Annotated in this window: 25 protein-coding genes and 1 pseudogene; 16 read left to right on the forward strand and 10 right to left on the reverse strand. The window is 34.6% G+C overall.

Features of this window, described 5'->3' with window-relative positions:
* Window positions 1-107: 107 nt before the first annotated feature.
* From rimK to ACM55F_RS02450, 7 genes are all read left to right on the forward strand, one after another.
* The gene (gene rimK / locus ACM55F_RS02420; protein ID WP_416837657.1) at window positions 108-1,478 is read left to right on the forward strand and encodes a 30S ribosomal protein S6--L-glutamate ligase; all 1,371 of its coding nucleotides are present in this window, start codon (window positions 108-110) and stop codon (window positions 1,476-1,478) included.
* A 64-nt stretch (window positions 1,479-1,542) separates the two neighbouring features.
* Window positions 1,543-2,058, forward strand: coding sequence for a DUF421 domain-containing protein (locus ACM55F_RS02425; protein WP_416852113.1), 516 nt, complete (start codon window positions 1,543-1,545; stop codon window positions 2,056-2,058).
* A 54-nt stretch (window positions 2,059-2,112) separates the two neighbouring features.
* Window positions 2,113-2,709, forward strand: a complete 597-nt coding sequence (locus tag ACM55F_RS02430; RefSeq protein ID WP_416852416.1) for a Crp/Fnr family transcriptional regulator — start codon at window positions 2,113-2,115, stop codon at window positions 2,707-2,709.
* Between the two features lie 89 nt (window positions 2,710-2,798).
* The gene (locus ACM55F_RS02435; RefSeq protein WP_416852114.1) at window positions 2,799-3,677 is read left to right on the forward strand and encodes a pirin family protein; all 879 of its coding nucleotides are present in this window, start codon (window positions 2,799-2,801) and stop codon (window positions 3,675-3,677) included.
* A gap of 224 nt (window positions 3,678-3,901) precedes the next feature.
* Window positions 3,902-4,783 carry a pirin family protein gene (locus ACM55F_RS02440; RefSeq protein WP_416852115.1) on the forward strand — a complete coding sequence of 294 codons (882 nt, stop codon included), beginning with the start codon at window positions 3,902-3,904 and terminating at the stop codon, window positions 4,781-4,783.
* A gap of 5 nt (window positions 4,784-4,788) precedes the next feature.
* Entirely contained in the window at window positions 4,789-5,181 is a 393-nt protein-coding gene (locus ACM55F_RS02445; protein ID WP_416852116.1) for an OsmC family protein, read from the forward strand.
* 5 nt (window positions 5,182-5,186) lie between these two features.
* Window positions 5,187-5,468 (forward strand): GNAT family N-acetyltransferase, encoded by a 282-nt coding sequence (locus tag ACM55F_RS02450; protein WP_416837652.1) that lies wholly within the window; start codon window positions 5,187-5,189, stop codon window positions 5,466-5,468.
* Between the two features lie 79 nt (window positions 5,469-5,547).
* Here the strand turns inward: ACM55F_RS02450 and ACM55F_RS02455 are convergent, their stop codons facing one another.
* Genes ACM55F_RS02455 through hutH form a run of 3 tightly spaced genes read right to left on the reverse strand, consistent with a single transcriptional unit; the run spans window position 5,548 to window position 9,071 of the window.
* The gene (locus ACM55F_RS02455) at window positions 5,548-6,831 is read right to left on the reverse strand and encodes an inorganic phosphate transporter (protein WP_416852117.1); all 1,284 of its coding nucleotides are present in this window, start codon (window positions 6,829-6,831) and stop codon (window positions 5,548-5,550) included.
* A gap of 31 nt (window positions 6,832-6,862) precedes the next feature.
* Window positions 6,863-7,507, reverse strand: coding sequence for a DUF47 domain-containing protein (locus ACM55F_RS02460; RefSeq protein WP_416852118.1), 645 nt, complete (start codon window positions 7,505-7,507; stop codon window positions 6,863-6,865).
* A 49-nt stretch (window positions 7,508-7,556) separates the two neighbouring features.
* Window positions 7,557-9,071 (reverse strand): histidine ammonia-lyase, encoded by a 1,515-nt coding sequence (gene hutH, locus ACM55F_RS02465; RefSeq protein ID WP_416852119.1) that lies wholly within the window; start codon window positions 9,069-9,071, stop codon window positions 7,557-7,559.
* A 653-nt stretch (window positions 9,072-9,724) separates the two neighbouring features.
* Between hutH and thrA the strand changes: the two genes are divergently transcribed.
* The 3 genes from thrA (at window position 9,725) to thrC (ending at window position 14,602) form a co-directional block, all read left to right on the forward strand.
* Complete coding sequence (gene thrA, locus ACM55F_RS02470) at window positions 9,725-12,172, forward strand: bifunctional aspartate kinase/homoserine dehydrogenase I (RefSeq protein WP_416852120.1); 2,448 nt, start codon at window positions 9,725-9,727, stop codon at window positions 12,170-12,172.
* A 91-nt stretch (window positions 12,173-12,263) separates the two neighbouring features.
* Window positions 12,264-13,190: a homoserine kinase gene (locus ACM55F_RS02475; protein WP_416852121.1), complete on the forward strand. Its 927-nt coding sequence runs from the start codon at window positions 12,264-12,266 to the stop codon at window positions 13,188-13,190.
* 122 nt (window positions 13,191-13,312) lie between these two features.
* Window positions 13,313-14,602 (forward strand): threonine synthase, encoded by a 1,290-nt coding sequence (gene thrC, locus ACM55F_RS02480; RefSeq protein ID WP_416852122.1) that lies wholly within the window; start codon window positions 13,313-13,315, stop codon window positions 14,600-14,602.
* Window positions 14,603-14,804: 202 nt separating this feature from the next.
* Here thrC and ACM55F_RS02485 read toward each other — a convergent pair.
* Window positions 14,805-15,217, reverse strand: a pseudogene (locus ACM55F_RS02485) (DUF1348 family protein).
* A gap of 707 nt (window positions 15,218-15,924) precedes the next feature.
* Here ACM55F_RS02485 and ACM55F_RS02490 point away from each other — a divergent pair.
* Window positions 15,925-16,155, forward strand: a complete 231-nt coding sequence (locus ACM55F_RS02490; RefSeq protein WP_416852123.1) for a hypothetical protein — start codon at window positions 15,925-15,927, stop codon at window positions 16,153-16,155.
* A 333-nt stretch (window positions 16,156-16,488) separates the two neighbouring features.
* A complete protein-coding gene (locus ACM55F_RS02495; protein ID WP_416852124.1) occupies window positions 16,489-17,682 on the forward strand; it encodes a hypothetical protein in 1,194 nt (397 codons plus the stop codon).
* 175 nt (window positions 17,683-17,857) lie between these two features.
* Here ACM55F_RS02495 and ACM55F_RS02500 read toward each other — a convergent pair whose 3' ends face one another.
* The gene (locus ACM55F_RS02500) at window positions 17,858-18,397 is read right to left on the reverse strand and encodes a lipid-binding SYLF domain-containing protein (RefSeq protein ID WP_416852125.1); all 540 of its coding nucleotides are present in this window, start codon (window positions 18,395-18,397) and stop codon (window positions 17,858-17,860) included.
* Window positions 18,398-18,617: 220 nt separating this feature from the next.
* Between ACM55F_RS02500 and ACM55F_RS02505 the strand changes: the two genes are divergently transcribed.
* The 3 genes from ACM55F_RS02505 (at window position 18,618) to ACM55F_RS02515 (ending at window position 21,120) form a co-directional block, all read left to right on the forward strand.
* On the forward strand, window positions 18,618-19,127 hold the full coding sequence (locus ACM55F_RS02505; RefSeq protein ID WP_416852126.1) for a GNAT family N-acetyltransferase: 510 nt from the start codon (window positions 18,618-18,620) through the stop codon (window positions 19,125-19,127).
* A 62-nt stretch (window positions 19,128-19,189) separates the two neighbouring features.
* Window positions 19,190-19,693, forward strand: a complete 504-nt coding sequence (locus ACM55F_RS02510; RefSeq protein ID WP_416852127.1) for an SRPBCC family protein — start codon at window positions 19,190-19,192, stop codon at window positions 19,691-19,693.
* A 236-nt stretch (window positions 19,694-19,929) separates the two neighbouring features.
* On the forward strand, window positions 19,930-21,120 hold the full coding sequence (locus ACM55F_RS02515; RefSeq protein WP_416852128.1) for a BaiN/RdsA family NAD(P)/FAD-dependent oxidoreductase: 1,191 nt from the start codon (window positions 19,930-19,932) through the stop codon (window positions 21,118-21,120).
* A gap of 486 nt (window positions 21,121-21,606) precedes the next feature.
* On the opposite strand, the gene ACM55F_RS02520 is transcribed toward ACM55F_RS02515, so the two are convergent.
* From ACM55F_RS02520 to nadC, 5 genes are all read right to left on the reverse strand, one after another.
* Window positions 21,607-21,990: a DUF3037 domain-containing protein gene (locus ACM55F_RS02520; RefSeq protein ID WP_416852129.1), complete on the reverse strand. Its 384-nt coding sequence runs from the start codon at window positions 21,988-21,990 to the stop codon at window positions 21,607-21,609.
* Window positions 21,968-22,762: a HipA family kinase gene (locus ACM55F_RS02525; RefSeq protein ID WP_416852130.1), complete on the reverse strand. Its 795-nt coding sequence runs from the start codon at window positions 22,760-22,762 to the stop codon at window positions 21,968-21,970. Before ACM55F_RS02525 ends, ACM55F_RS02520 begins: the two co-directional genes overlap by 23 nt.
* Before the next feature lie 73 nt (window positions 22,763-22,835).
* A complete protein-coding gene (locus tag ACM55F_RS02530; RefSeq protein ID WP_416852131.1) occupies window positions 22,836-23,693 on the reverse strand; it encodes an NAD(P)H-hydrate dehydratase in 858 nt (285 codons plus the stop codon).
* A 343-nt stretch (window positions 23,694-24,036) separates the two neighbouring features.
* Complete coding sequence (locus ACM55F_RS02535; protein WP_416852132.1) at window positions 24,037-24,948, reverse strand: YihY/virulence factor BrkB family protein; 912 nt, start codon at window positions 24,946-24,948, stop codon at window positions 24,037-24,039.
* On the reverse strand, window positions 24,945-25,802 hold the full coding sequence (nadC, locus tag ACM55F_RS02540; protein WP_416852133.1) for a carboxylating nicotinate-nucleotide diphosphorylase: 858 nt from the start codon (window positions 25,800-25,802) through the stop codon (window positions 24,945-24,947). Before nadC ends, ACM55F_RS02535 begins: the two co-directional genes overlap by 4 nt.
* A gap of 337 nt (window positions 25,803-26,139) precedes the next feature.
* Between nadC and ACM55F_RS02545 the strand changes: the two genes are divergently transcribed.
* The gene (locus ACM55F_RS02545; RefSeq protein ID WP_416852134.1) at window positions 26,140-26,610 is read left to right on the forward strand and encodes a hypothetical protein; all 471 of its coding nucleotides are present in this window, start codon (window positions 26,140-26,142) and stop codon (window positions 26,608-26,610) included.
* Window positions 26,611-26,644 lie beyond the last annotated feature (34 nt).

The following is a 26,644-nucleotide window of genomic DNA, read 5'->3' on the forward strand; positions in this document are numbered from 1 at the left end:
TTACGTTTTTATAACATAACGGGTTTATTCTTTATACAAATTCAACATTTTTTGAAAACAAATATTTACATTTGGTTTTTAAAAAATAGGTTAAATAAAATCAATTTATGTCTCAAAATAAAGTTATCCTAGGTAGCGAAGAATGGTGTTCATTTCCTGAATTAGGAATTCCAACAATTAAAGCACGTGTTGATTCAGGCGCAAAAACATCCGCTTTACACGCTATAAACATTGCCCCTTTTATCAAGAATGAAGCAAACTGGGTAAAGTTTGACATCAATCCGATTCAAAATAATCTAAAAACGGTAATTCATTGTGAAGCGCCTTTAGTGGATAAACGTTTTGTTAAAAGTTCCAGCGGATTTAGAGAACAACGGTATGTGATACAAACCAACTTAAAAATTGGCGATTCAATGTGGCCAATAGAAATGACATTAACCAATCGAGATTCCATGGGTTTTAGAATGCTTTTAGGTCGGGAGGCCATGAGCGGAAGGGTTCTTGTAGACCCGGAACAGAAATATCTTTTAGGACAACCCACCTCAGATAGCTTGAAAGAACTATATAAAAATTCTGAAAAAGCCAGTTCAGGTCTGCGCATTGGCCTTTTAGCCAGTAACCCAGAATTATACAGCAACAAACGTATTATGGAGGCGGGTGAAATGCGTGGTCACGAAATGCATTTTTTGAATATCAAAGAATGTTATATGAAGCTGGATGCAAAAACACCGGAAATTCATTACCGTGGAGGGAAAATATTAAATCAATTTGATGCTATTATTCCAAGAATTAGACCTAGCATCACCTTTTATGGCTGTGCTTTAACGAGACAGTTTGAAGCCTTGAATGTGTTTTGTTTAAATTCTTCAAACGCAATTACCCAATCACGCGATAAATTATATTCCTTACAATTACTCTTACATAGTGGAATTGACATACCTACAACAGGATTTGCAAATTCACCTTTGGATACGGACGATTTGATAAAAATGGTTGGAGGCTCTCCCTTAATTGTTAAATTACTCGAAGGAACACAAGGCAAAGGTGTTGTATTAGCAGAAACAAAAAAAGCAGCAGAAAGTGTTATTAATGCTTTCAAAAGCCTAAATGCCAATATATTAGTTCAGGAATTTATCAAAGAAGCCAACGGTAAAGACATTCGTTGTTTTGTAATTGACGGAAAAGTAGTTGCTGCTATTCAACGGGAAGCAATGCCAGGTGAATTCAGGGCTAACATCCATCTTGGAGGAACAGCTTCAGTCATAAAAGTGACAAGTGAAGAAAAACGTATTGCGATAAAAGCCGCAAAAGCGATGGATTTGAAAGTAGCCGGAGTTGATATTATTCGTTCTTCAAAAGGTCCATTATTATTGGAAGTAAATTCATCTCCAGGATTGGAAGGAATCGAAGGAGCTACCAATAAAGACATCGCGGGGGAAATGATAAAAGCCATTGAGAAAAATTTCAAACTGAAATAACAATCTGTCGTTATCTAAAAATCTCAATTAGTCAATCAAACATAAACTTTAAACTTAAAAAAGCATGAATCCATATCTTGATATTATCATTCGCAGTGCTGCCGTTTATTTTTTCATGGTTATTGCTTTGAGACTTTTTGGAAAAAAAGAATTATCCCAACTCAATACTGCCGATGTCATTTTAATATTATTGATAAGCAACTCTGTTCAAAACGCAATGGTTGGGAATAACACGTCACTTTATGGTGGTATGGCTGCGGCAACTGTACTTTTTACTATTAATTTCATCTTGAAGAAATTGATGTTTAAGTACCCGAAATTTAGTGATTTTATGCAGGAAAAACCAGAAATATTAATTCATGATGGAAATCTGGATTTTAAAGCATTAAGCAAATTAAACATTTCTTCTGATGAATTAAAAGAAGCGATGCGGGAACATGGAATCGAGTTTTTTAAAGACGTAAAACTAGCTATGCTTGAGATTGATGGCAACATCAGTATTATATCCGGTAATGAAAATTTAAAACAAACCCATTACAAACGAAAACGCATCCATAAAAATTTGAGTGGAATAAACTAGATATAAACCAACTCAAAAATATTTTTACAAGAATATCTCTGCAATCCTGAAATAATTATGCTTGATTCATTCAAAACATACTTTCAATCCAAAAACAATCTAACGGACGAACAATTCCTTTCTATTACCGGAACGTTGCAATCCAAAAAAGTAGAAAAAGGAACTATCCTTCTCCATCAGGGAGCTATTTGTCAGCACTCCTTTTTTGTTTCTAAAGGATTATTGCGTTCCTATACCATTGACGAAACTGGAAAGGAACACATCATTCAATTTGCATCGGAGAATTGGATTATTTCGGACAGAAGCAGTTCTTATTTTAACGAACCTTCTGAATTATTTATTGATGCTATTGAAGAAACGGAAATTGTTTTTATCGATAAAAATTTCATCGATGCCGCAGCCGAAATTAGTATTTCTTTTCGACAACAGGACAATATTGCTTTGCACAATCACATTCGGCAACTTCAAAAACGAGTAAATCTCTTATTGGGAGCAACAGCTGAACAACGGTATTTAGATTTTATAACTATTTACCCAAGTCTTACTTTACGCATTCCACAATGGATGATTGCTTCGTATTTAGGAATTACGCCCGAAACCCTAAGTAGAGTTCGCAAAGAATTAGCCAAAAGAAATTTCAAACCCTATTAATTCATACAAATTCATTTCTTATCCTACATCAATGCATCTGGTTTTAATCTATAGTAAATTTGTACTATAATTTAAAATAAGATAGCGAAATGAAAACAAAAAATATTGAATTAGTATTGGCTCCACCTACACCTCACATGGTTGGTGACGGATTTAGAGTGCATAATTTTATTCCGAGTGGTCATAATTTAGACATGAAAAGAATGAGTCCATTTATTATGATGGATTATAATTCTAAATTCTACTTCCCGCCAACAGATCAACCTAGAGGCGTTAGTGTCCATCCACATAGAGGTTTTGAAACCGTTACTATAGCTTATAAGGGAAAAGTAGCGCATCACGACAGTTCAGGAAACAGCGGTGTCATTGGCGAAGGTGATGTACAATGGATGACTGCAGCTTCAGGAATTTTACATAAAGAATACCACGAAGAAGAGTTCAGTAAAAATGGTGGTGATTTTCAAATGGTGCAACTTTGGGTCAACCTTCCTGCAAAGGATAAAATGTCAACACCAAAATACCAAGGAATTACCAATGACCAAATCAACAAATTCGAACTTCCTGAAAATGGCGGCGTGATTGAAGTTATAGCGGGACATTACGAAAATGTAAAAGGTACCGCTTCGACTTTCACTCCTGTTCATTTACTAAATGCCAAATTGAATAAAGGAGCAAAAGCATCCTTCAATTTCCCTGCAAATTACAACACTGGTTTATTAGTAATTGAAGGAAGCATAAAAGTTAATGATGTTGAAAATGTTCCAGCCAACCATTTTGCACTGTTTCAAAACGATGGTGAAACATTTACCATTGAAGCAACTGAAAATACAATCGTTTTAATATTAAGCGGCGAACCTATCAATGAACCAATTGCAGCGCACGGTCCGTTTGTGATGAACACCCAAGCCGAAATTATGCAAGCATTCAACGATGTGAATATGGGAAAATTCGGTTATTTGGAAGAATAATTTCCTTGTATTTATTCAAGTTTCAGTTTTAACTACTAAGTTAATAAATACTGACACAAAGACGCAAGGAAAATAAGTTTCACAAAGTATAATAGTTTAATTTAATACCATAAAATTAAAAAGATTAAGACTTAGTGCCTTTGTGTCTTCGTTGCAAAAAATAAAGATATTTGTAGTATACCAGTAGTCACATTTTCTTAAATTTATTGTTTAAAACATAAAAAATGTCAAATATAAAATTAATAATAGAAGAACGTCCGAGCAATATTGGCAACTTTATGGTTGGGCGATTGCTTCCCTTTCGAGAAAAAAGAATGGTTGGACCATTTGCATTCATCGATCACATGGGACCAACCTGCATGAGCGATTATGAAAATTTAGATGTTCCGCCACATCCGCATATTGGGCTTTCTACTTTGACCTATTTGTTTGAAGGGAGCATTATGCACAAAGACAGCTTGGGAACTGAAATGGAAATCAAACCCGGACAAATCAATTGGATGACTGCAGGAAAAGGGATTGTCCATTCTGAACGAACACCTGAGTATTTGCGTAGTTCTAATAAAATGTTACATGGACTTCAAATTTGGGTGGCTTTACCGAAAGAGTTGGAAGAAATGGAACCTTCTTTTTTCCACGTACCCGAAAATGAAATTCCAGAATGGAAAGCTGACAATATTGCTTTCAAACTTATAGCCGGAGAAGTGCTTGGCAAAAAATCACCTGTTCCAGTTTACAGTCCGCTTTATCTTTTAGAACTAAAAAGTACCAAGCGTCAAACGGTAACTATTGGCAAAGACTTATTTGGCGAAAGCGCTTTATACATTTTAGAAGGCAGTATCGAAAGTGAAGGTAATGTTTTTGGGCCAAAGCAAATTTTGATTGCCAAAGACAGTAAACTCTGCACCTTTGATATGGCAGAAAACACAACCATTTATATTTTTGGAGGAGAACCTTTTCCCGAAGAACGGATTATTTATTGGAATTTTGTCGCTTCAACCAAAGAACTGATTGAAAAGGCAAAAGAGAAATGGTTGGCACAAACTTTTGATAAAGTTCCAGGCGAAAGCGAATTTGTTCCACTTCCGGAGCAAAAGAAAAAATAGCAATTATGATTAAAATAAAAGCGCACATTGGCACAGAACTTTATAAAACAGAAATTGAATCCGCCAATAATAAAATCATTTCAGATGAGCCTGAAAGTGCTGGAGGAAAAGATTTAGGCTTTGCGCCAAAAGAATTACTGGCTTCCTCATTAGCAGCTTGCACTTGCATCACGTTACGCATGTATGCAAACCGAAAAGGATGGGATTTAACAGATATAAAAGTTGAAGTCACTTTTGAAAAAGATGCAACGGAAAATAAATCGAAAATAATGCGCAACATTCAATTATTAGGGAACTTAGACAATGCACAAAGAGCACGATTATTAAACATTGCCGATAGATGTCCAATGCACCAAATATTAACTAATCCTATCGAAATTACAACCGAATTAAATTAAAAATTATGATAATTGAACAAATAAACGAAATTAAAAAAGGCTATTTTAGAGCATCAGACAACGAAATAGAAGCAGGAAGAATGACCTATACTTGGGCTGGAAGCGATAAATTCATCATTGACCATACCGAAGTAAATGATGAATTTGCAGGACAAAGCGTGGGCAAAAAACTGGTAATGGAAGCAGTGCAATATGCAAGGTTGAATAATCTTAAAATCTTGCCTTTATGTCCTTTCGCAAAAAGCGTATTTGACAAAACGGAAGAAATACAGGATCTTTTATTTTAAAAAATTGAAAATTGAAAAGACATAAAAAAAACCATTCTCAGTAAGAATGGTTTTTTTATATGAATTTTAAAATCTAAAATTATAAAAACAAACTAAGGAAATAGTAAATTAAAGCTGCTAAAATAGCCGAAATAGGAATAGTTAATACCCATGCCCAAACTAAACTTACTGTCACTCCCCAACGAACTGCAGAAACACGTTTTGTTAAACCAACTCCAATAATAGAACCAGTAATAGTATGTGTTGTACTTACAGGAATTTTTAAATGTTCTGTAAAATACAAGGTTAGAGCTCCTGCTGTTTCAGCAGCAACACCTTCAAAAGAAGTTACTTTGGTAATTTTAGAACCCATTGTTTTTACAATTTTCCAACCACCACTTAAAGTTCCCGCTGCAATAGCAGAATAACAGGCTAAAGGAATCCATGCCGGCATTTTAAACGTTCCGTCTTCTTTAGGAAGCACCACGTCTAACCAACTTGGTAAACTTTCCTGCGCCACTCCACTAGTATGAATATAAACCGCAACTGCGGCGGCTATAATACCCATTACTTTTTGGGAATCATTTCCACCATGCCCTAAACTAAAGGCCGCGGAAGATAATAATTGCATCTTTTTTAACCATTCTGTTGCCTGACTAAGGTTTAAACTACTAAAAATCAAACAAAAGAAACTAACAGACAAAACAATGAATGCCACTAAAAACCATTTGATATTATGTGCTTCAAATACAACACTCCAAAAAGGAGAATCGAAACGAGGTTTTTCAATCTGATCATAATATAACATTTGGCTTTCAACAAACCAGATAGTCAATGCTATAAGAGATAGGGTAAATAATTTTGGATAAATGCTTTTTTTGGAAGAACTCAAAAGCCAAATGGATATTAAATAGGAAATCAAAGCGCCTAATAACGGTGCCAAAATAATGAAAGCAACAATTATTAAAACACCTGAAGGCATTCCGCCATCTTTCCCTTCCTTATACCATGATACAACTTCAAAACCAGCATGTGCAATTGCTGCTCCAGCAAATCCACCAATTAAAGTATGAGATGAACTCGAAGGTATTCCAAGCCACCAGGTCAACAAATTCCAACAAATAGCAGCAATTATACCAGCGAGAATTACAACCAGATTGATGTCCATTGTATTCGCGGTTTTAGCAACTGTATCAGCAACTCCAAAACCAAAAACCCAATAGGCCAAAAAATTAAAAAAAGCAGCCCAAAGTACCGCTTGAAAAGGCGTCAAAACTTTTGTGGCAACAACGGTAGCTATAGCATTTGCCGCATCATGAAAACCATTGATGTAATCAAAAATTAAAGCCAGAACTATAATAACTATTAGTAAAGTAAATTCCATAAAATATTATTTCAGAATAAAACTGATTGAATTAAGAATGCTTTACAGCGATTGATTCTAAAACACTTGCCACACTCTTACATTTATCAGTTGCCGATTCTAAAACTGACAATACCTCTTTATATTTGATAATGTTTTTTACATCGGTTTCATTTTCAAATATTTCGAATACTGCTTTATTATAAACAGTATCGGATTTATTTTCCAACTTGCTGATTCGTGCGCAAGCATCCGTAATATTCTTTATTTTCTTGAAATTTCTTAATTCTTTAACCGCTACATCAATATTTTGACACGCTTCAAGATTTATTTCTGTCAATTTTCTGATTGATTTTGTAATCTTATCTACCTGATACAATCTCATTCTGCTGGCAGCTCCGTGAAGATTATCGGCAACATTATCAATTGAAGTAATCAAGGAGTGAATGTCTTCTCTATCAAAAGGAGTGATAAAGTTTCTACTCAATTCCAAATTTGTCTGACGTGTAATGTCTTCTCCTTTTTGCTCCAAAGCATCAATTTTTTGAAAAAGAACTTCTCTTTCTTTCAAAGGAAGGTTCACTGCTTCGTGTAAATTTGAAGCTAATTCAATTAAATTACTGGATGCTTCTTCAAAAAGAGGAAAGAATTTTTTGTCTTTTGGAACTAAAAACTGGAAAATACTATTTATTGACATTTTATTGGATTTTTGAACTGCAAAATTAGCTCATTATTTTAAGATAATGTTAAGCTATCGTTAACAAATCATCTTCTATTTGAAAACTATTCAAAAAAGAAACCGTTTTTTCAATGTCATAATGCAAAATTCGATCTTCTTTTACCAAAGGAACTCCCTCACGATATGCATTTAAAAACATTTCGATAAAATCACTGGATTGCAATGGTCTTCTATATTCTATGGCTTGTGAGGCATTCATCAATTCTATCGCTAAAATTCGCTCCAGATTATCCATAACTCGTAAGGCTTTTGTAGCGCCGTTTGCCCCCATACTTACATGATCTTCCTGTCCGTTACTAGACACAATACTATCAATACTAGAAGGTGTTGCGAGTTGCTTGTTCTGACTTGCAATACTGGCAGCTGTATATTGTGGAATCATTAAACCTGAATTCAATCCAGGATTATCTACTAAAAATGCCGGAAGATTTCGCAAACCTGAAATTAATTGATAGGTTCTTCGCTCCGAAATACTTCCTAATTCCGCCAAAGCAATTGCCATAAAATCCAATGCCAACGCTAATGGTTGACCATGAAAATTACCTCCAGAAATGATTTGGTCACTTTCTATAAATATATTAGGATTATCCGTCACCGAATTGATTTCCGTTTTAAACACTTTCTTTACATAATCAAAAGCATCCTTTGAAGCACCGTGAACTTGTGGCATGCATCTAAAAGAATACGGATCTTGAACATGCGTTTTTTCTTGCTCAATGATTTCGCTTCCTTCCAGAAAACCTTTTATACGATTAGCCGTTACAATTTGCCCTTTGTGAGGACGAATAAAATGAATCAACTCATGAAAAGGTTCGATCCTGCCATCAAATCCTTCAAGAGAAATAGTTCCTATCAAATCCGCTAAATAAGAAAATTTATTCGCTTTCATCAAAATATGTGCGCCATAAGCACTCATAAACTGAGTACCGTTCAATAAAGCCAAACCTTCTTTGGATTGCAAAACAATCGGTTCCCAATTAAAACGCTTCAAAACTTCACTGGAATGCACTTTTTTACCTTCAAAATTCACATCACCTTCACCTAATAAAGGCAAAGACAGATGTGCCAATGGAGCTAAATCACCCGAAGCGCCTAGCGAACCTTGCGTATAAATTACAGGTAAAATATCATTATTATAAAATGCAATCAAGCGCTCCACTGTTTGCAATTGAATTCCGGAATGACCATAACTCAACGATTGAATTTTAAGCAACAACATCAATTTAACAACTTCATTCGGAACTTCCTCACCTGTTCCGCAAGAATGTGATTTCACTAGATTTTCTTGCAATTTCGATAAGTTTTCATTCGAAATTTTCACATTACAAAGCGAACCAAAACCAGTATTAATTCCATAGATAGGTGCTGAATGCGTGGCCATTTTTTTATCCAAATAATCCCTGCATTTCTGGATATTTATTTTTGCCTCGTCTGATAATGCTATTGTTTTTTGATGCGCGATAATCTCGTTTAAAACCTCTAATGAAAGTACTTCAGTGCTTATATAATGTGTGTTTTCCATTCCAATTGTATTTAAGTGCCCAAAATTGAATAAATCAATATTAAAAAGCAACATTTTTTAACAATAATTCAAAATTCATACCATAAAAAAACCAAATAATAGATTTCATGCAAATTATCCTATATTCAAAGTTCATTGAAATTCTTAATTTAGAATACTGGTTAGATTTATACTATGAACTAATTTATTGGCATAAAATTAAAGAAATTCAGATCGTATTGAATACAAATAGGAATGAATTTAGAATTTAAGTTTAATCAAAAGCGAGCTGCAACAACTCAACAACGTTATAAAATCGCGACAATTATAAGAATCGCATCAACTAAAAGGATATTCATTGAAAAATATTTATTTTTAATCCAAATGCGATTGAATTTTTAAAATATTCGCAAAAACTGAATTTAATGTTTTGGTTTTTATAAAAAACTGTACTTTTGGGGTATCAAAATGGTAAACAACAGATCAACATATCAATCTTCGATAACAACTCAAAACTGGGTTGCAATTTCTGTTACATTTACTGCTACAACAACTACAACTACCCCTTAGGGGTATTCATTTTACATATAATCCTATTTATTATACTTTTTCCTGAAAGGAGAAAGATTTTGGATGTATAAAAAACATTGCATTTTTAAAATAAAACATATACAATGAAAGTATTAAAATTTGGCGGAACTTCGGTTGCCAATGCACAAAATATAAAACTGGTACTAGATATCGTCATCAATAAAGCAAAAGAAGAAAAATTAGTAGTAGTGGTTTCTGCTTTTAGTAAAGTTACTGACATGCTTCAGCTTGCTTCCCAAAAAGCGGCTGCCGGAGATGAAAGTTTCAAAGATATTCTTGCCGAAATAGAGAAAAAACATTTAGATGCCTTAAAAGAATTTATTCCTGTAAGTGAACAAAGCAGTCTGTTAAGCCATATAAAAAGAATTGTAAATCATCTTGAAACGTTACTGGACGGTTGTTTTCTTTTGGGGGAATTATCCGCCAGAACTTCTGACACTATTTTAAGCTTTGGTGAATTATTGTCTTCTTACATAATCTCTGAAGCATTAAAACAAAATCTGAAAAACAGCGGTTATAAAGACAGCCGCGAATTAATAAAAACGGATAATCATTTCGGAAAAGCTACCGTAAATTTTGAAGTTTCAAATCAACTAATTGCTGATTTCTTTGCTTCGAATGAAAATCAAGCGGTTGTAATGCCCGGATTTATTGCAGCATCACTTGATGGCATCAACACTACTTTAGGTCGTGGTGGTTCCGATTATACTGCCGCAATTATCGCTGGAGCAGTGAATGCATCTGATTTGGAAATTTGGACCGACGTAAACGGAATGTTTACTGCCAATCCAAAAATTGTAAAACAAGCACAACCTATTGCCTTCATCTCCTATCAGGAAGCGATGGAGTTATCGCATTTTGGTGCCAAAGTTCTATATCCGCCAACGATTCAACCGGTATTGAGAAAGAATATTCCAATTCATATCAAAAATACTTTTGAACCGGAAGCCGAAGGAACTTATATTTCAAATCAGGAAATGGCTCACACTAATCCTGTAAAAGGAATTAGCCATATCGACAATATTACTTTGATTACACTTGAAGGACCAGGAATGATTGGTGTTACGGGTTCGTCAAAAAGGCTTTTTGAAGTATTATCGCAGGAAAGCATCAATGTAATTTTCATTACTCAAGCTTCATCGGAGCATTCAATCTGTATTGGAATTTTAAATTCGGATGCTGATATTGCTGAAGAAGCCATCAATAAAGCTTTTGAAATTGAGATTTTACAAAACAAAATTGATCCGTGTATCGTTGAGAAAAACCTTTGCATTATTGCTCTGGTTGGCGAAAACATGAAAAATCACCAAGGTTTAAGCGGACGAATGTTTAGCACTTTGGGTAAAAATAACGTAAACATCCGAGCGATTGCTCAAGGTGCTTCCGAAAGAAATATTTCGGCGGTTATCAACGAAAGAGATGTAAAGAAAGCATTGAATACATTACACGAAAACTTTTTTGAAGAAAACACCAAACAATTAAACCTGTTTGTAATGGGCGTTGGAAATGTGGGTGAGAAATTCATCGAACAAATTCACCAACAAAAGAAATTCCTAAAAGACAATCTGAAAATAAACCTACGCGTTATCGCTTTGTCAAATTCACGAAAAATGTATTTTGATGAAGACGGAATCTCTTTAAAAGAATGGCAGTTCTTATTAGAAACTGGAGAACCTGCTGACAAAGAAAAATTCATTTCGAATGTAAAAGAACTCAATTTACGCAACAGTATTTTTGTTGATATTACTGCCAACGAAAGCGTATCAAAAACCTACGAACAATATTTAAAACGCAATATTGCCGTAGTAACTTGTAATAAAATTGCCTGTGCTTCTGAGTATGACAATTATAAAAAACTAAAAAAACTATCCAGACAATTCAACGCTCCTTTTCTATTTGAAACCAACGTTGGAGCTGGATTACCAATTATTGATACCGTAAAAAACTTGATTGCCTCAGGTGATAAAGTGAATAAAATTCAGGCTGTTTTATCAGGAAGTTTGAACTTTATTTTTAATAATTTTGATGAAAATAATACTTTTCATGATGTTGTTAAAGAAGCTGGCGTACAAGGATTTACAGAACCGGACCCTAAGATTGATTTAAGCGGAATTGACGTTGCCAGAAAGATATTAATCCTGATCAGAGAAAGTGGTTATAAAATGGAAATTGACGAGATTGCCAACGAATCTTTTATGCCTGCTGAATGTCTCGAAACAACTTCAAATGAAGCGTTTTTTGAATCTTTACTGAAACACGCCTCTCATTTTGAAACTATTTATAAGGAAGCGTTGAGCAAAGAATCTCGTTTGAAATATGTAGCGCAATTCGAAAACGGAAAAGCAAATGTTGGATTGCGATTCATTCCTAAAGACCATCCTTTTTACAATCTGGAAGGAAAAGACAATATTGTATTGTTTTTCACTGACCGTTATGTAGACCAACCTTTATTAATAAAAGGTGCCGGTGCCGGAGCTGCAGTTACCGCTTCAGGAATATTTGCTGATGTAATCAGAATTGGAAACGTTTAATTAGTGGTCAGTGTTCAGTCGCAGTTTTCAATTTGAAAATGGATAAAAAACATTGTGTCTTTGTGCCTTAGTGGCAAAAAAAATAAAAACTATGAATGAAATAAAAATATTTTGCCCCGCCACAATCGCCAATCTATCCTGTGGATTTGATGTCCTTGGGCTTTGTTTAGAAACTGCGGGTGACGAAATGATTATTCGAAAATCAGACATAAAAGGGATTCGTATCACTAAAATTGTGGGTGCCGACTTGCCTTTGGAAACCGAAAAAAATGTTGCTGGAGTATCTGCTTTGGCGATGTTGGAAGCCATTGAAACGGAATTTGGATTTGAGATCGAAATCTACAAACACATCAAAGCCGGAAGCGGAATTGGCAGTAGTGCCGCAAGTTCAGCCGGTGCTGTTTTTGGCATCAATGAATTATTGGGACGTCCGTTTACCCGAAAAGAACTGGTTTTATTCGCTATGCAAGGTGAAAAATTAGCCAGTGGAAACGCTCATGCCGATAACGTTGCTCCTGCCCTTTTGGGTGGCTTTACGTTGGTAAGAAGTTCGAATCCTTTAGACATTATCAAAATAGAAAGTCCTTCCGAATTGTACGCCACTGTGGTTCATCCTCAAATTGAGTTGAAAACATCTGATGCACGTTCCGTATTGAAACAAACCGTTTCCTTGAAAAGTGCTATTACGCAATGGGGAAATGTGGGCGGATTAGTAGCTGGATTGTACACTAAAGATTACGATTTAATCGGACGTTCGTTACATGATGAAATCGTCGAACCATTGCGAAGTGTCTTGATTCCAGGGTTCGATTTAATCAAGCAAACTGCTTTAGAAAACGGAGCTTTAGGTTCCGGAATATCAGGTTCAGGTCCTTCAATTTTTGCTTTAAGCAAAGGAAAGGAAACCGCTGATAAAATCGCCAAAGCCATGAGCGCTGTATACGATGCAATGAATTTACCGTATGAAATTCACGTTTCTAAAGTGAATGATGAAGGAATGAAAATAATAGCCCCCTAGCCCCCTGAAGGGGGAATAAAAAAATAGTGATTTTAAAATTACAATAACACATACTGAATCCAGTTTCGTCTCCCTTCCCTTTGGGGAGGGTTGGGGTGGGGATTCTAAAATTAGTATACATAATGAAATATTACAGTTTAAACCATAACGCACCCAAAGTTTCTTTTCAAGAAGCCGTAATACAAGGATTAGCAACAGATAAAGGATTGTATTTTCCGGAAACTATTACCCCTTTATCCCCTGCTTTTTTTGAAACTATTGAAAATTTAAGCAACGAGGAAATTGCTTTTGAAGCGATTCAACAATTTGTAGGTGACGAAATCCCGGAAGCCACTTTAAAACAAATCATTGCCGAAACTTTGTGTTTTGATTTCCCTGTGGTTGAAGTAGAAAAAGGTATTTACTCCCTTGAATTGTTTCATGGTCCAACGATGGCTTTCAAGGACGTAGGCGCGCGTTTCATGTCGCGTTGTTTGGGTTACTTTAATAAAGACAACAAAGACAGTAAAAACACCGTTCTTGTAGCTACTTCCGGTGATACCGGTGGTGCTGTAGCGAGTGGTTTCCTTGGCGTAAAAGGTGTGGAAGTGATTATCCTGTATCCATCCGGAAAAGTGAGCGATATTCAGGAAAGACAACTGACAACTTTAGGACAGAATATTAAAGCGCTTGAAGTAGACGGCGTTTTTGATGATTGTCAGGATATGGTCAAAAAAGCGTTCTTGGATGAAAGTTTAAAACATAAAAACTTGACTTCAGCGAATTCTATAAATATTGCACGCTGGTTGCCACAAATGTTTTATTTCTTCTTTGCCTATAAAGCATTAAAAAAACAAAACAAACCATTAGTTTTCTCTTGTCCAAGTGGGAATTTTGGAAATATTTGTGCAGGTATCATCGCCAAAAAAATGGGCTTGCCTATTGAACATTTTGTAGCGGCTACGAATGTGAATGATACGGTTCCACGATTTTTAGAAAAAGGAATTTACGATCCAAAACCTTCGATAGCGACGATTTCGAATGCGATGGATGTTGGGAATCCAAGTAATTTTATCCGAATTCAGGAAATGTACCACAATGATTTAGAACAATTCAAAAAAGATTTTTCTTCGTTTACTTTCAATGATGAGGAAACTATTGCAGCGATGAAAACCATTTATAATACTGACGGTTACATCGCAGAACCTCACGGAGCAGTTGGCTATTTAGGATTGAAAAAAGAATTACAAAACCACCCGAATGCGATTGGTATTTTCTTAGAAACCGCACACCCGATTAAGTTTTTGGACACCGTAGAACCAACATTAAACGTAAAACTGCCAATTCCTACTCAAATTGAAAGCGTATTAGGAAAGGAAAAAGTGAGTACAAAAATTAAAACGTACGAGGAATTGAAAGCGTTTTTAGGATAGTCTTTTAAAATGTATTTTAAAACACAAACCGACTGAGAAGTGATTTTTAGTCGGTTTTTTTGTGGGAATTAGTTACAAATAATTCAGCCGATACAGGTGATAAAAAGGACTATTATCTTCAAAAGCAAATAGTTTGAGAGCCAGATTTCTTTTTTGGAATTGCTTAAAATATGTACATTTCATGAGTCATAAATAAGGTGTATTATCTAAACTTTCTATCTTTTTCTTCAATAGCCAAATCATTAATACTGGCAAGCGTTTGCGCATCAAACCGTTCTCGTCAAACTCCCAGTTTTCGTTTACGTAAGCTCTAAATCATTGTGCTTCGGTGTTGTGGTATTCATCCTCAAAACGAACGGCCATTCGGTTTTCACGAAAACCCCAAAGCTCTTTTTTGAGTTTGTAATCCAACTCTTTTTTCCATTTGTGTTTCAAAAATTCCTTAACCGCTTCCCTACCGTTGATGAACTCGGTTCGGTTGCACTATTCGGTGTCTATGGTATACGCTAATGCAATTCGTTCCGGGTTTTTGCTGTTCCAGGCATCTTCGGCCAGTTGTACTTTTTGCAAAGCAGTTTCCATGTCAAATGGCGGAAGGGACAGTTTCTGTTCCATAAATTTATTTTTAAGGATTACTATCGTTCTTGATTTCTACAATAACAAAATTATCAGATAATGACAGAACAATAATGGAGAATATACGCAAAGGCTTTGACAATTTTCTCTAATGCTATTTGTATTTTCTTAGAAACTGCCTATCTGATAAAATTTTCGATACCGTAGAACCAACATTAAACGTAAAACTGCCAATTCCTACACAAATTGAAAGTGTTTTAAGAAAGGAAAGAGTGAGCGTAAAAAATTAAAAGTTATGAGGAATTGAAAGCGTTTTTGGGATAGTTTACTTTTCCAAATTCAAGTATGCCTTTTTAAATAAATTTCTAGTTAGATAAAATTATCGATTTTTTGTTTAATGGGTTTATTATTCAAAAATAATTGTAAAAACACTTTTTCAAAGTAATAAATGTATTTTGTCAAATTTTTGTGAAGTAATAAAAAAATAATCACTCAAAATTAAAGCTTTTCCATTATTTTAAATTTATTTTAAAATACCGTTTACGGCAAATCGTAAAATTGTGTCAAAAAAAGTAGTTTAGGTTTATATTTAACTTCAATTACTATTCTTGAAAATAGCTTGTGTTTAAACCCCAATTATTCAAACAAAGCCCAACAAAGTTTAAAAATTAAAAGCTAAATTTGAAATCAATTAGAAAAGATTGATTTCAACAATCTTATAAAGCTTAACAATTAATCATTAAACTATGGCTCAATTTAGAAAACCATTCAAAGAATTATTTTTAAAAGAAATTAATAGTTATAAAGTTATTCGACGATCTGTACGAATAGGTGAAACACTTTATACAATAGATAGATTATCTATAGACAATCAATTATTTGATTCTCTTTATGAAAAAGATTTAGGAGGAGAATATATAAACGATATTTATTGTGTTACTTGTTTTTTTGAAGGCGAAAATATTGTCGCCATTTAAAAATTCACAAGTTATTTTACTATCAAATTAATAACAAAGAAGGAATTATTTTTTTCATAAAATTGGATATGCCATAAATTAAATTTAAAAAATTTGATAATAATAAAATGGATTTAGAAATTTTTAAAAAGAGTTTATTGAAGATTTAGTGTTTTAGAATAGCCATTATATATTATTTTTTTAGTACCAATACCACTGAACTAGTAAGAAATTAGAAATAACTAATAACCAATTTTGAAAAATCGCTAAGATTAGCAAAACTTACTTTTCAATTATTAGATGATATAGAAATTTAATAAAAGAAAATAATGATTTAATGAAAAAATAATTAATATGATTTATAAAGTTCCTAAGGAATTCTCAAAAGGATTTGAGAATCATACTAAATTACCATACCAAAAAAACATCAATTATACGGAATCTGATTACGAATTAATCACTTTAAAAATTGAAGAAATATTTGGATATGAGGTAATTCATAAAAAATATTATGAACCTATCCTTACTCACTCAAAAGATTATTTAAGAGTTTTTGATAAATATGGAGAAATAATAACAAATAAATATGGAGGTGATTTATATAGTGGTTATTTACTTGATGGTATTTTAACATATGACGAATATTACAAAAGATTTGTAATATTTCAATTTAGGGAGAATTTTGTTCATCGTGATAGTAGTTTTCACATTATTGATGGAATAAGTTGGTTTAGTAGTCATTATAAATCTTTAGGTATACATTATAATAATGAATTTATTAAAAATTCAAAAGAAGGTGATATTAATACAGAATTAACGAAATTAATAGTTATTTTCAAGAATTCTCAAAGTTCCCAATTAATGAAATATTTTGATTCATTTAAAAACCATAATAAAATTGTTGAATTATGGAAACTAACAGAAATTGATAATGAAACAACAATTATTGAAGACATTAATGTAGATTATAAAGAAGTAAAATGGTTTAATAACGAGATGTCTGAATATGATTTTTTTAAATTATTTCATTTAGATAAAAAAAACATTAATAAATACGAAATATTTAAAGAGTATTTAAAATTTAACTTTAATGATATTATAATTTCTTTGAGAGTAGAGGAATCTAAAGTAGATGAATTTATTTCCACTTCATATGGAGATTATGATAACGAGGAATATAACTTTATCTATAAAAACTCTAATTATAAAATTGATCGAACTCAATCAATACCCTTTTTAAAAAAATATTTAAACGACTTTGTTGATCATTATAATAATTTATTTTTAGGACAAAGAGATAAATTAGAATATGAAAATTATCTAAAATATTTAAAATTTTCTATAAATGTAAAATTTGAGTGGTGGGATTTTGACTCAAATAATAAAATGTTAGATTCAATTTTATTTAACTTTTCTTTCAATAATAATGAAATTAAAATTAAAAATATTTTTAATAATTTAACAATAAATAATGAAACATCTTATTTAGATATAAAGAATTTTATTGACCAATTATTAAATTCTTTTTTTGAAACTAAAAAACAATAAGTTATATGCGGGAATGTTTTCCGTGCTCCTCGCACGTGACCCGATTGCTCGAATATACATAATTTCCCCCGCTCGTGACAACTAACAAAAGGAAATAAGATATTATGATTCTGTAATAGGCACGAGCGGGACGCTCGCGTTAGCAAAGTTGTAGCTTACATTTATAAAAAGAATGTTACATTTTATTAAACTTAAACTTCTGTCCACCAATCGAAGCCTCATACATGAGTCCGCCTTTCTGCATAGTGAATACCATGACGCCTTCTGTGTATTTCACGTTTGCAGAGGCGCCTTCAGTTACGGCCACTGCAGAAGCTTGAGCAGAAAACTCGAATCGGCTCTGTTTAAACCGTTCCAATTCATTTTTTGTCTCAAAAAATATTACCTCCCGATACGCTTGTCCGCCTGCCTGAAATCCTATGCTCAATTGCGATAACTTTGCCATACCTACCATTTTGCTATGTTCATAGACAACCCCGTTGCCAGCCGCTCCTCCAATGCCGAGCCCTGCTTTGCCTACATTGGGAAAGATGACATAGCCAGACGCTTTTTCAAAAAGCCCTTTCATCAGCGGATCACTTTTAATGAACTCCGCTTTTGCTGTTTTGCTGTCAGCAATAATTTTATTCTTTTTAGCGGTCGATTGTCCCAATATAGGGGTTATGTTTAGTACACAAGCCATCACTATTACCCAAATAATATTTAAATTTTTCATAATTATAGCTATTAAATTGTTGTAACTTTTCTCTATCCAAAGATAAAAAAAAATCTTCATATTAAATATAAAATACTGATTGTCAGTAAAATAAATTTATTTCAAATGTATTTAACGTACTTTTGAAAAGTAAATGATTTTTGGACGAAATTCAATAATGCAATCCTTTTTTCTACCTTTGAGAAACACAAAAACAATAACCCAAGAATATATAGTACGCATGATTACAAAAGCAACAGTAGCAGACGTTTTTGCATTAAGTAGATTAATCAATTCAGCCTATCGCGGGGAATCCTCTAAAAAAGGATGGACCACTGAAGCCAACTTATTAGAAGGCCTCCGAACCACTAAAGAAGAACTGACTGAAACCATTCAGAACACTAAAAATACCATTCTAAAATTTACAGAGAATGAACAGATTATAGGTTGTGTATTGTTGATGGAGAAAGAGCAGCAATTGTATTTAGGAATGCTAACGGTTTCTCCTGAATTACAAAATAGCGGTGTTGGGAAAAAATTATTGCAACAGGCTGAAATTCATGCTTCGGGATTGGGTTTGCCCAAAATTGTAATGACGGTGATTTCTGTTCGGGAGGAATTGATTGCATGGTACAAACGCAATGGTTATGCAGACACAGGAGCAAGAGAACCTTTTCCGGCTAGTGACGTTCATATTCCAATTGCAAACCAAGCTTTGGAGTTTATTGTTTTAGAGAAAAAAATGGAGTAATTTCATAATCCATTTCACGTAAATGGTTAACTGGCTATAAAAAACATTAAATCGAAATAAATATGGAAAATAATAGCAAAACACTAGTTGTAAAAGATTTAAAAGAAAAATCAATTCTTGTATCCAGAACATTTAATGCTCCACTTGAAAAAGTTTGGCGTGCCTATACCGAAAGTGAATTATTGGAACAATGGTGGGCGCCGCAACCTTGGAAAGCAGAAACCAAGACAATGAATTTTTCAGTTGGCAGTTATTGGTTGTACGCCATGGTGAGTCCTGAAAATGAAAAACATTGGGGACGAATGGACTATACTGCAATAACACCATATATAAGCTTTGAAATCAAAGATAGTTTTTGTGATGAAGAGGGAAATATAAACCCTTCCTTGCCGGTTTCTGTAGGAACTATTGCTTTTGCCAAGACAAATTCTGGCACTTTAGTTGAATTCAAGATGTTTTATTCCAGTGAAAAAGAAGTACAAACCATGATTGAAATGGGCTTTGAGCAAAGCATTACAGCTTGTCTCGAGCAATTGGAAAGTTTATTTCAAGAAAATAAAATATAATAATTATCGCTTGGATATTGACAATACCTCTCGATTCAAGGGTTTCCGCGTAAGGGATTGCGGCGGCATCCTTTATTTTTTTTCTTTAAAAAAATAAAGATAAAGCCAAAAGCCCGACCCCAAAGCTTCAGATATATAAAATTGAACCGGGATTTTCTGCTTTGGGGTTACGCCCAAATTATAATATAAAAATCCATATCAGGTTTAATCGGTAAAACAAACCGTATTTTTGCAGCGTGAAGAAATCAGTTTCAATTATTGGAGGAGGACCTGCAGCACTTTTGCTCGCTGCATTACTGGATTGCAAGAAATTTAACGTTACCATCTACGAGAAAAACAAAACACTGGGAAGAAAATTTCTGGTGGCCGGAAAAGGAGGATTTAACCTCACCCATTCGGAACCAATTGAAGAACTCATTGCGCGGTATACACCATCCCATTTTCTAGAAAAAGCACTCCTTAATTTTGACAATCACGATTTCCGAAATTGGATTGACACCATTGGTATTCCAACCTACATAGGCAGTAGCAAACGGGTGTATCCTGAAAGTGGCATTAAACCTATAACAGTGCTCAACGCAATCCTAAAAGTTCTCGATAAACAAGCCGTTTCCATACAATACGAACACAACTGGATGGGTTGGACTAACGACGATACCCCCGTTTTCAATACTGACATAGAAATAAAATCTGATTATACCATTTTTGCCTTGGGTGGAGGCAGTTGGAAAGTAACCGGATCTGATGGCACATGGCTTGATTTATTCAAAACACAAGGTATAGCTGTCGTTCCGTTTCAATCTTCTAATTGTGCGTATCGTATTCACTGGCCAGAAGATTTCATTATGGAACATGAAGGCAGTCCGCTTAAAAACATTTCTATTAGCTGTTTGAATAAAACTCAAAAAGGCGAAGCGGTAATCACGCGTTTCGGTTTAGAAGGCAATGCGATTTATGCGCTCAGTCCACAAATTAGGGCACAGCTTGAAAGTCAACAAAAGGCCACTATTTTCCTGGACCTAAAACCAGCATTAAGTTATGATGATTTGCATCAAAAGATTAAAAAATCGACCTTAAAAAAGACGAGCGAAAAATTACAAAAAGAGGTTAAATTGAGTCTTGCGCAGATTGGGCTTTTGAAAAAATACCTGTCAAAAGAAACCTACCTGAATCCGGAGTTATTGGCACAAAACATCAAAAAATTGCGTATAGAAATAATAGGTTCTTCCCTATTGAACGATGCGATATCCACAACTGGAGGTGTTCAATTGAATGCCGTGGATGAAAACTTCCAATTGACAAAGATGAAACATCACTATTGTATTGGCGAAATGCTGGACTGGGATGCACCCACAGGTGGCTATCTTCTTCAAGCTTGCTTTAGTATGGGTATGCATCTTGCGCGCCATCTGAATAGTATTCCTTGATTTTTTTTGAAGATTATAGTATCTGGATACAATGAGTATTTGTAAATATTCAGTAACCGCTACTATTTATTGAATTTTTGTCACAAAGTCACTAAGGCTCTAAGATTTTTAGATTTGTTGAAGAATCCCTATTTTGTAATTCCTAGTAATTCCTGTTTCTTAGTGCCTTAGCGGCAACATAGTATTAAGGGTCGTATACCATTAATCTTTGAATATACTGCAATACTGTTGTTTCAATTGCCGTTGACTTTAGTCAACGGAATTGAGGTTTAATGTGTAATTGGCTTTAGCCAAAATAATTATACAATTTTGGCTAAAGCCAATAAATGTAGCCTCTAAAAAACCTTTGGCTAAAGCCAAAGGCAATTGAACTCAAAAGAATAAATTCTGTTTATAACGGTAATTTTAATGATTAAATGGTATTAGTTGTTTTGGATTAAACCCAAATAGTTACGAGTATTTTTATCGAAACACAATAAATTCAATTTACAATACCATTTCCTCAAACAAGCGTTGTGCTGTTTGTTCCAAATCATCACACAATCCTGGATGCGGTCTTGAAGTTTGAATCGCCGAACTGCGAAGAGCGGTCAACCAACGAAAACGGGACGGAATATCAAATTGCGCTATTGGCCCACCCGATTTTTCCCCATGCCCCACTTTCTCGAATGCCTGCAAATTTAAATGCAATTGTTCCAAATCTAAATCGGCTGAAAACAATTGAAGTTTAGCTTCGTTAAACGAACAGATCACTTTTATAAACTTGGCTTTTTTACAAAACAGAATAATACCCACATTGAGGAATTCTTCGCGTTCTACCCTTGGTACAACCCGGATTACGGCATACTCATATAAGTGTTTCTCTTGCATTTTGGGCTTCATTTATAAAAATTTCGGAATGGTTTAAGCGTATGGATAAAAACTGGAAATAAACTTTCCGAAGCGCTTCGGGAGTTTCATCCGTATCTTCCCACTGCAGCCACTCCGTTGGAATAAGATTGACAATTGATTGCAACACTTCGTCAGTTAGTATTTTTTTGAATATCACGTCTGTTTCTTTCAATAATGAAGCCTGTGGCAACAATACATGGTCTTTTATTAGTGCAAAAGGACTTTGTGCATGCGTTTTCCAATTGGTCCACGAATGATGAAAATAAAGACTTGCACCATGATCAATCAGCCATAATTCCTTGTGCCAAATCAGCATGTTGGTATTTCTGAAGGTTCGGTCTACATTGGTGATAAAAGCGTCCAGCCAGACAATTTGGGAAGCTAATTTTGCATCAACCACCGTCACAACAGGATCAAAATTAATAGCTCCCGATAGATAATGCAAAGCCAAATTAAGTCCTTGACTGCCTTGAAGCAAATCCTGAATTTCTTCGTCGCCTTCTGAACGACCAAAAGCTTCATCGAGATTTGCATAAACGAGTTCCGGCATTTTTAGGTTTAAAACACGGGCTATTTCACCGCCAATTAATTCGGCGATTAAGGCTTTTACGCCATGTCCGGCACCTTTGAATTTCAATACATATTTAAAATCATCATCGGCTTCAGCGAGTGCAGGTAAAGAACCACCCTCACGCAACGGAGTGATGTATCGCGTAACATTTACGGTTCTAAGATGGGGTATTTTTTCCATAATCGAATTGGATAAAGCTATTTTGCTTACGTACAAACTTACAAATAACTGGGATAAAATTCATTTATAAGCTCTATTTACTCAAATTTTCCAGACTCAAAAACGCCTTCCCAATATTCGAAATAACATCTGAAGCGATAAAGGACTGAAAACCTGTTTCGGGTAGTGCGATATCAGCGGTTAGTCCGTGCAGATAAACGCCAAGTATCGCAGCACTAATTGGTTCATAGGATTGTGCCAATAAACTGGTAATCATTCCTGTCAAAACATCTCCGGTTCCTGCCGTGGCCAAAGCTGCATTTCCGGTGGTGTTTTCGTAGATTGTATCTCCATCGATGATTCGGGTTGGTGCTCCTTTCATCACAATAATCAGGTTATACTGTTTAGAAAAAGCAATTGTTTTTTCTAGTTTTTCAGCATCCGAATTCCATTTTCCTATGAGTCTTTCCAGTTCTTTTGGATGTGGTGTGATGATAGTTTTGGGCTGTAATAAAGGAAGCCATTCTTTGTTTTTGGATAGAATATTCAACGCATCCGCATCGATTACTAAAGGGATTTTATTTGTTTGTAGCAATTTATAAACGGCTTGTTGCGTTTCTATTTCCAGACCTAAACCCGGTCCTATTCCAATGGCTTGTGGTTTGATATTGAAAATGATATTGGAGATGAATTTTTCCTGATTATCCGTTATAACCATGACTTCTGGAATGGCGATTTGAAGGATATCGTAGCCGCATTTTGGTATAAAAACAGTGACTAATCCGCAACCAGTTTTCAAGCAAGCCTTTGAAGACAAACTGACCGCTCCTATTTTTCCATAACTTCCACCAATGATTAAAGCGTGCCCTTGAATACCTTTATGAGTATGCTTATCGATGGATTTGTATCGTTTCAAGATTTCTTTTTGGTCAATGTAAATGGGATTAGTCATAGAAATTTGTTTGTTTAAAATTACAAATTTAAAAGCTCGTGCAGCAATTCAGTAAGTTACTTTTTTGCCGCTAAGACACAAAGGCGCTAAGTTTTTTTGTCGTTGAACAAAATTATCTGTTTTGGTAATAAAACAAAAAGCAACTATTTCCATTTGCAGAAAATGTTATCTTGGATTCTAAATTTCCTAGCCCTGATTACTTCACTTAGCTTCTATTTTTATAAGAGTTCAGTGAACTTCGTTTGAAATGGCATCCTTTGCTTGCTTTCTTTAAGCAAGCAAAGATAAAGTGTAAAGCAGGACACGAGCGAAGCGAACTGACGAAGTAAATAGCTCCTAAAAACTAGGCTTCTTTTTTCGCTTTTAACTTATTCACTGAAGCATTCAATTCAAAACCCAGCAGTAATATCATACAGTTAATCCAAATGTAAAACATCAAGATTAATAAGGTTCCTATAGAGCCATATAATTCATTGTATTTTGAGAATCGGATTACCCAAATCCCAAAAGCATAAGAATCTAAAAGCACTAATATGGTAGTAAATACGGAACCTATAGAGATAAAAGCCCTGTTTTTATCGTGTTTAGTACCAAACTTGAAGAGTATGGAAGTTGTCACTAAAATCATTAAAATCACAAATGCATATCGCCCTAAAACAATCAATTCAATATGGTCACTCAATATCGTCTTTTGAATAAAGACCTCAAAAACAATTATTATCGCCACGGTAACGATTAATAACACTGACAATAATAATGACATAGCCAGAGCAACTATGTATTGGTGTATAAATCCTCTTTTGATGAGGACATGACGCGAGGATTCAAAGCCTCCTAAAATTCCATTTAATCCATTTGCCATCAGAAAAATAGACAATATAAATCCTGAAGACAATAAACCGGAATCACTATTATTGAGAATATCATTGATGATTTTATATATGGCATCATACGTGTTTGGCGGTACTCCTTCTTTTACAAATAGAAGAAAATCATCTTGAAAATCTTCAATAGGAATGTAAGGAATAAGATTTAATATGAACAGCGCAAAAGGAAATAATGCCATGAAAAAACTGAATGCAATAGCACTTGCATGATAGGTCAAGGCACTTTCGACAATTCCTAATCCATATAACTCCAATAAATCGTACAGCGACAATCCCTGTAGCCATGGGAGTTTTATCGTTTTCAATCCGCGGGCAAGATTCCGTAATATTGGAATTTTTTCTATTCTTTCTTCTATTTCCTTACTCATATTGCTTTTAAGCTCAAATCCATGTTATAAACGGAATGCGTTAAGGCTCCAGACGAAATATAATTCACACCACATTCGGCGTAAAGACGAATGGTATTTTCGTTGATATTACCAGAAGATTCCGTTTGGCATTTGTCTCCTATCAAAGCTACTGCTTTTCGGGTATCTTCATAATTGAAATTGTCTATTAGAATTCTGTAAACACCTTCGCTCTCCAAAATTTCTTTGATTTCATCCAAGTTCCTGGCTTCGACAATGATTTTCAGATCCAGATTATTTTCTTTGAGATAGGCTTTGGTTTTGGCTATTGCCAAAGTAATTCCGCCGGCAAAATCGTTGTGATTATCCTTGAGCATAATCATATCATACAAAGCAAAACGATGGTTTTCGCCTCCGCCAATTTTTACTGCCCATTTCTCACAAGCTCTGAAACCAGGTGTCGTTTTGCGAGTGTCGAGTATTTTAGTTTTCGTTCCTTCTAAAAGGCAAACATATTCTTTCGTTTTCGTAGCGATTGCGGACATTCTTTGCATCGAATTCAAAACTACCCGTTCCGATTTCAAAATGGATTGTGAACTTCCAGAAACATGAAAAACAACATCTCCTTTTTTTACCGGAGTTCCGTCCTCAATAAAAGTTTCTATTTGCAAATTCGTATCTACATACTGAAAAACCATTTTGGCAAAAGCCACACCGGCAATAATACCATCTTCTTTTACAAGCAACTTCGCTTTTCCGATTGCCGTTGCAGGAATACAGGCCAAAGAACTATAATCTCCAGGACCTACATCTTCTCTTATGGCGTTTTCAATTAATATATGTAACTCGTTTTCGAACTGTGCTTCGCTAATCATTTTTATAGGAAATTTATGGAATGCTAAAGTAAGATTTATTTCGTGGATTTGAAAATATGTTAGCTCGGTTCTTTAGAAAAGAAGCAAACGAATCTATTTTTAATAAAGTATTACAAAGCTATAAAAAACGAAGTTGTCATGGAATTCCCTGATACGAAACCAAGACCCGCAATAATTCACACTAAAAAATCGTTTCTTAACAAGTGCAAAAGAGGAAACCAGTAAGACGTACTATTCTGAATTTAGAGAGTAAAGTCCCTAAAATCAATCCTTTTATTTAGGGCCGTATTATTAAAAATCCTATATTTGATTTCAGTAACCACAAAAAACACTGTTTATGAAATCTTTTTTAAGCCTACTTTTTGTATCCTCAATACTATTGACTTCTTGTAAAAAAGAACTCGAACCACAACGAAGCACTACTCCAACAAACGTAGTTCCCTTTACAGAAGTTGGAAAGCAAATGCTGAATGAAACTAAAATTTCCTCTCAAGCACTACAAGACCCCAATATTGCCACTCAAAACAAGGCATTGGCAACACCAGCTACTGTTGCCAAAGGAATGAATCCAGCGCACGGTCAACCTGGTCATCGTTGTGATATCGCTGTTGGTGCACCATTAAATTCTCCAGTAGCCACAGCTAAAAGTACTCCAACGATTCAGCAACAAAACCAACCAGTTAGTGCCACACCCGCAACTTCTGTTCCAACAGTGACAATGCCCACTCCTGAAGGAATGAACCCTCCACACGGTCAAACAAACCACCGATGTGATATTGCAGTTGGTGCTCCATTGCCTAAGTCATAATTTTAGGATAGCGTATGTTTATGAACAAGAACTG

Source organism: Flavobacterium melibiosi, assembly GCF_048158545.1.
In the GTDB taxonomy this organism is placed as follows: domain Bacteria; phylum Bacteroidota; class Bacteroidia; order Flavobacteriales; family Flavobacteriaceae; genus Flavobacterium; species Flavobacterium melibiosi.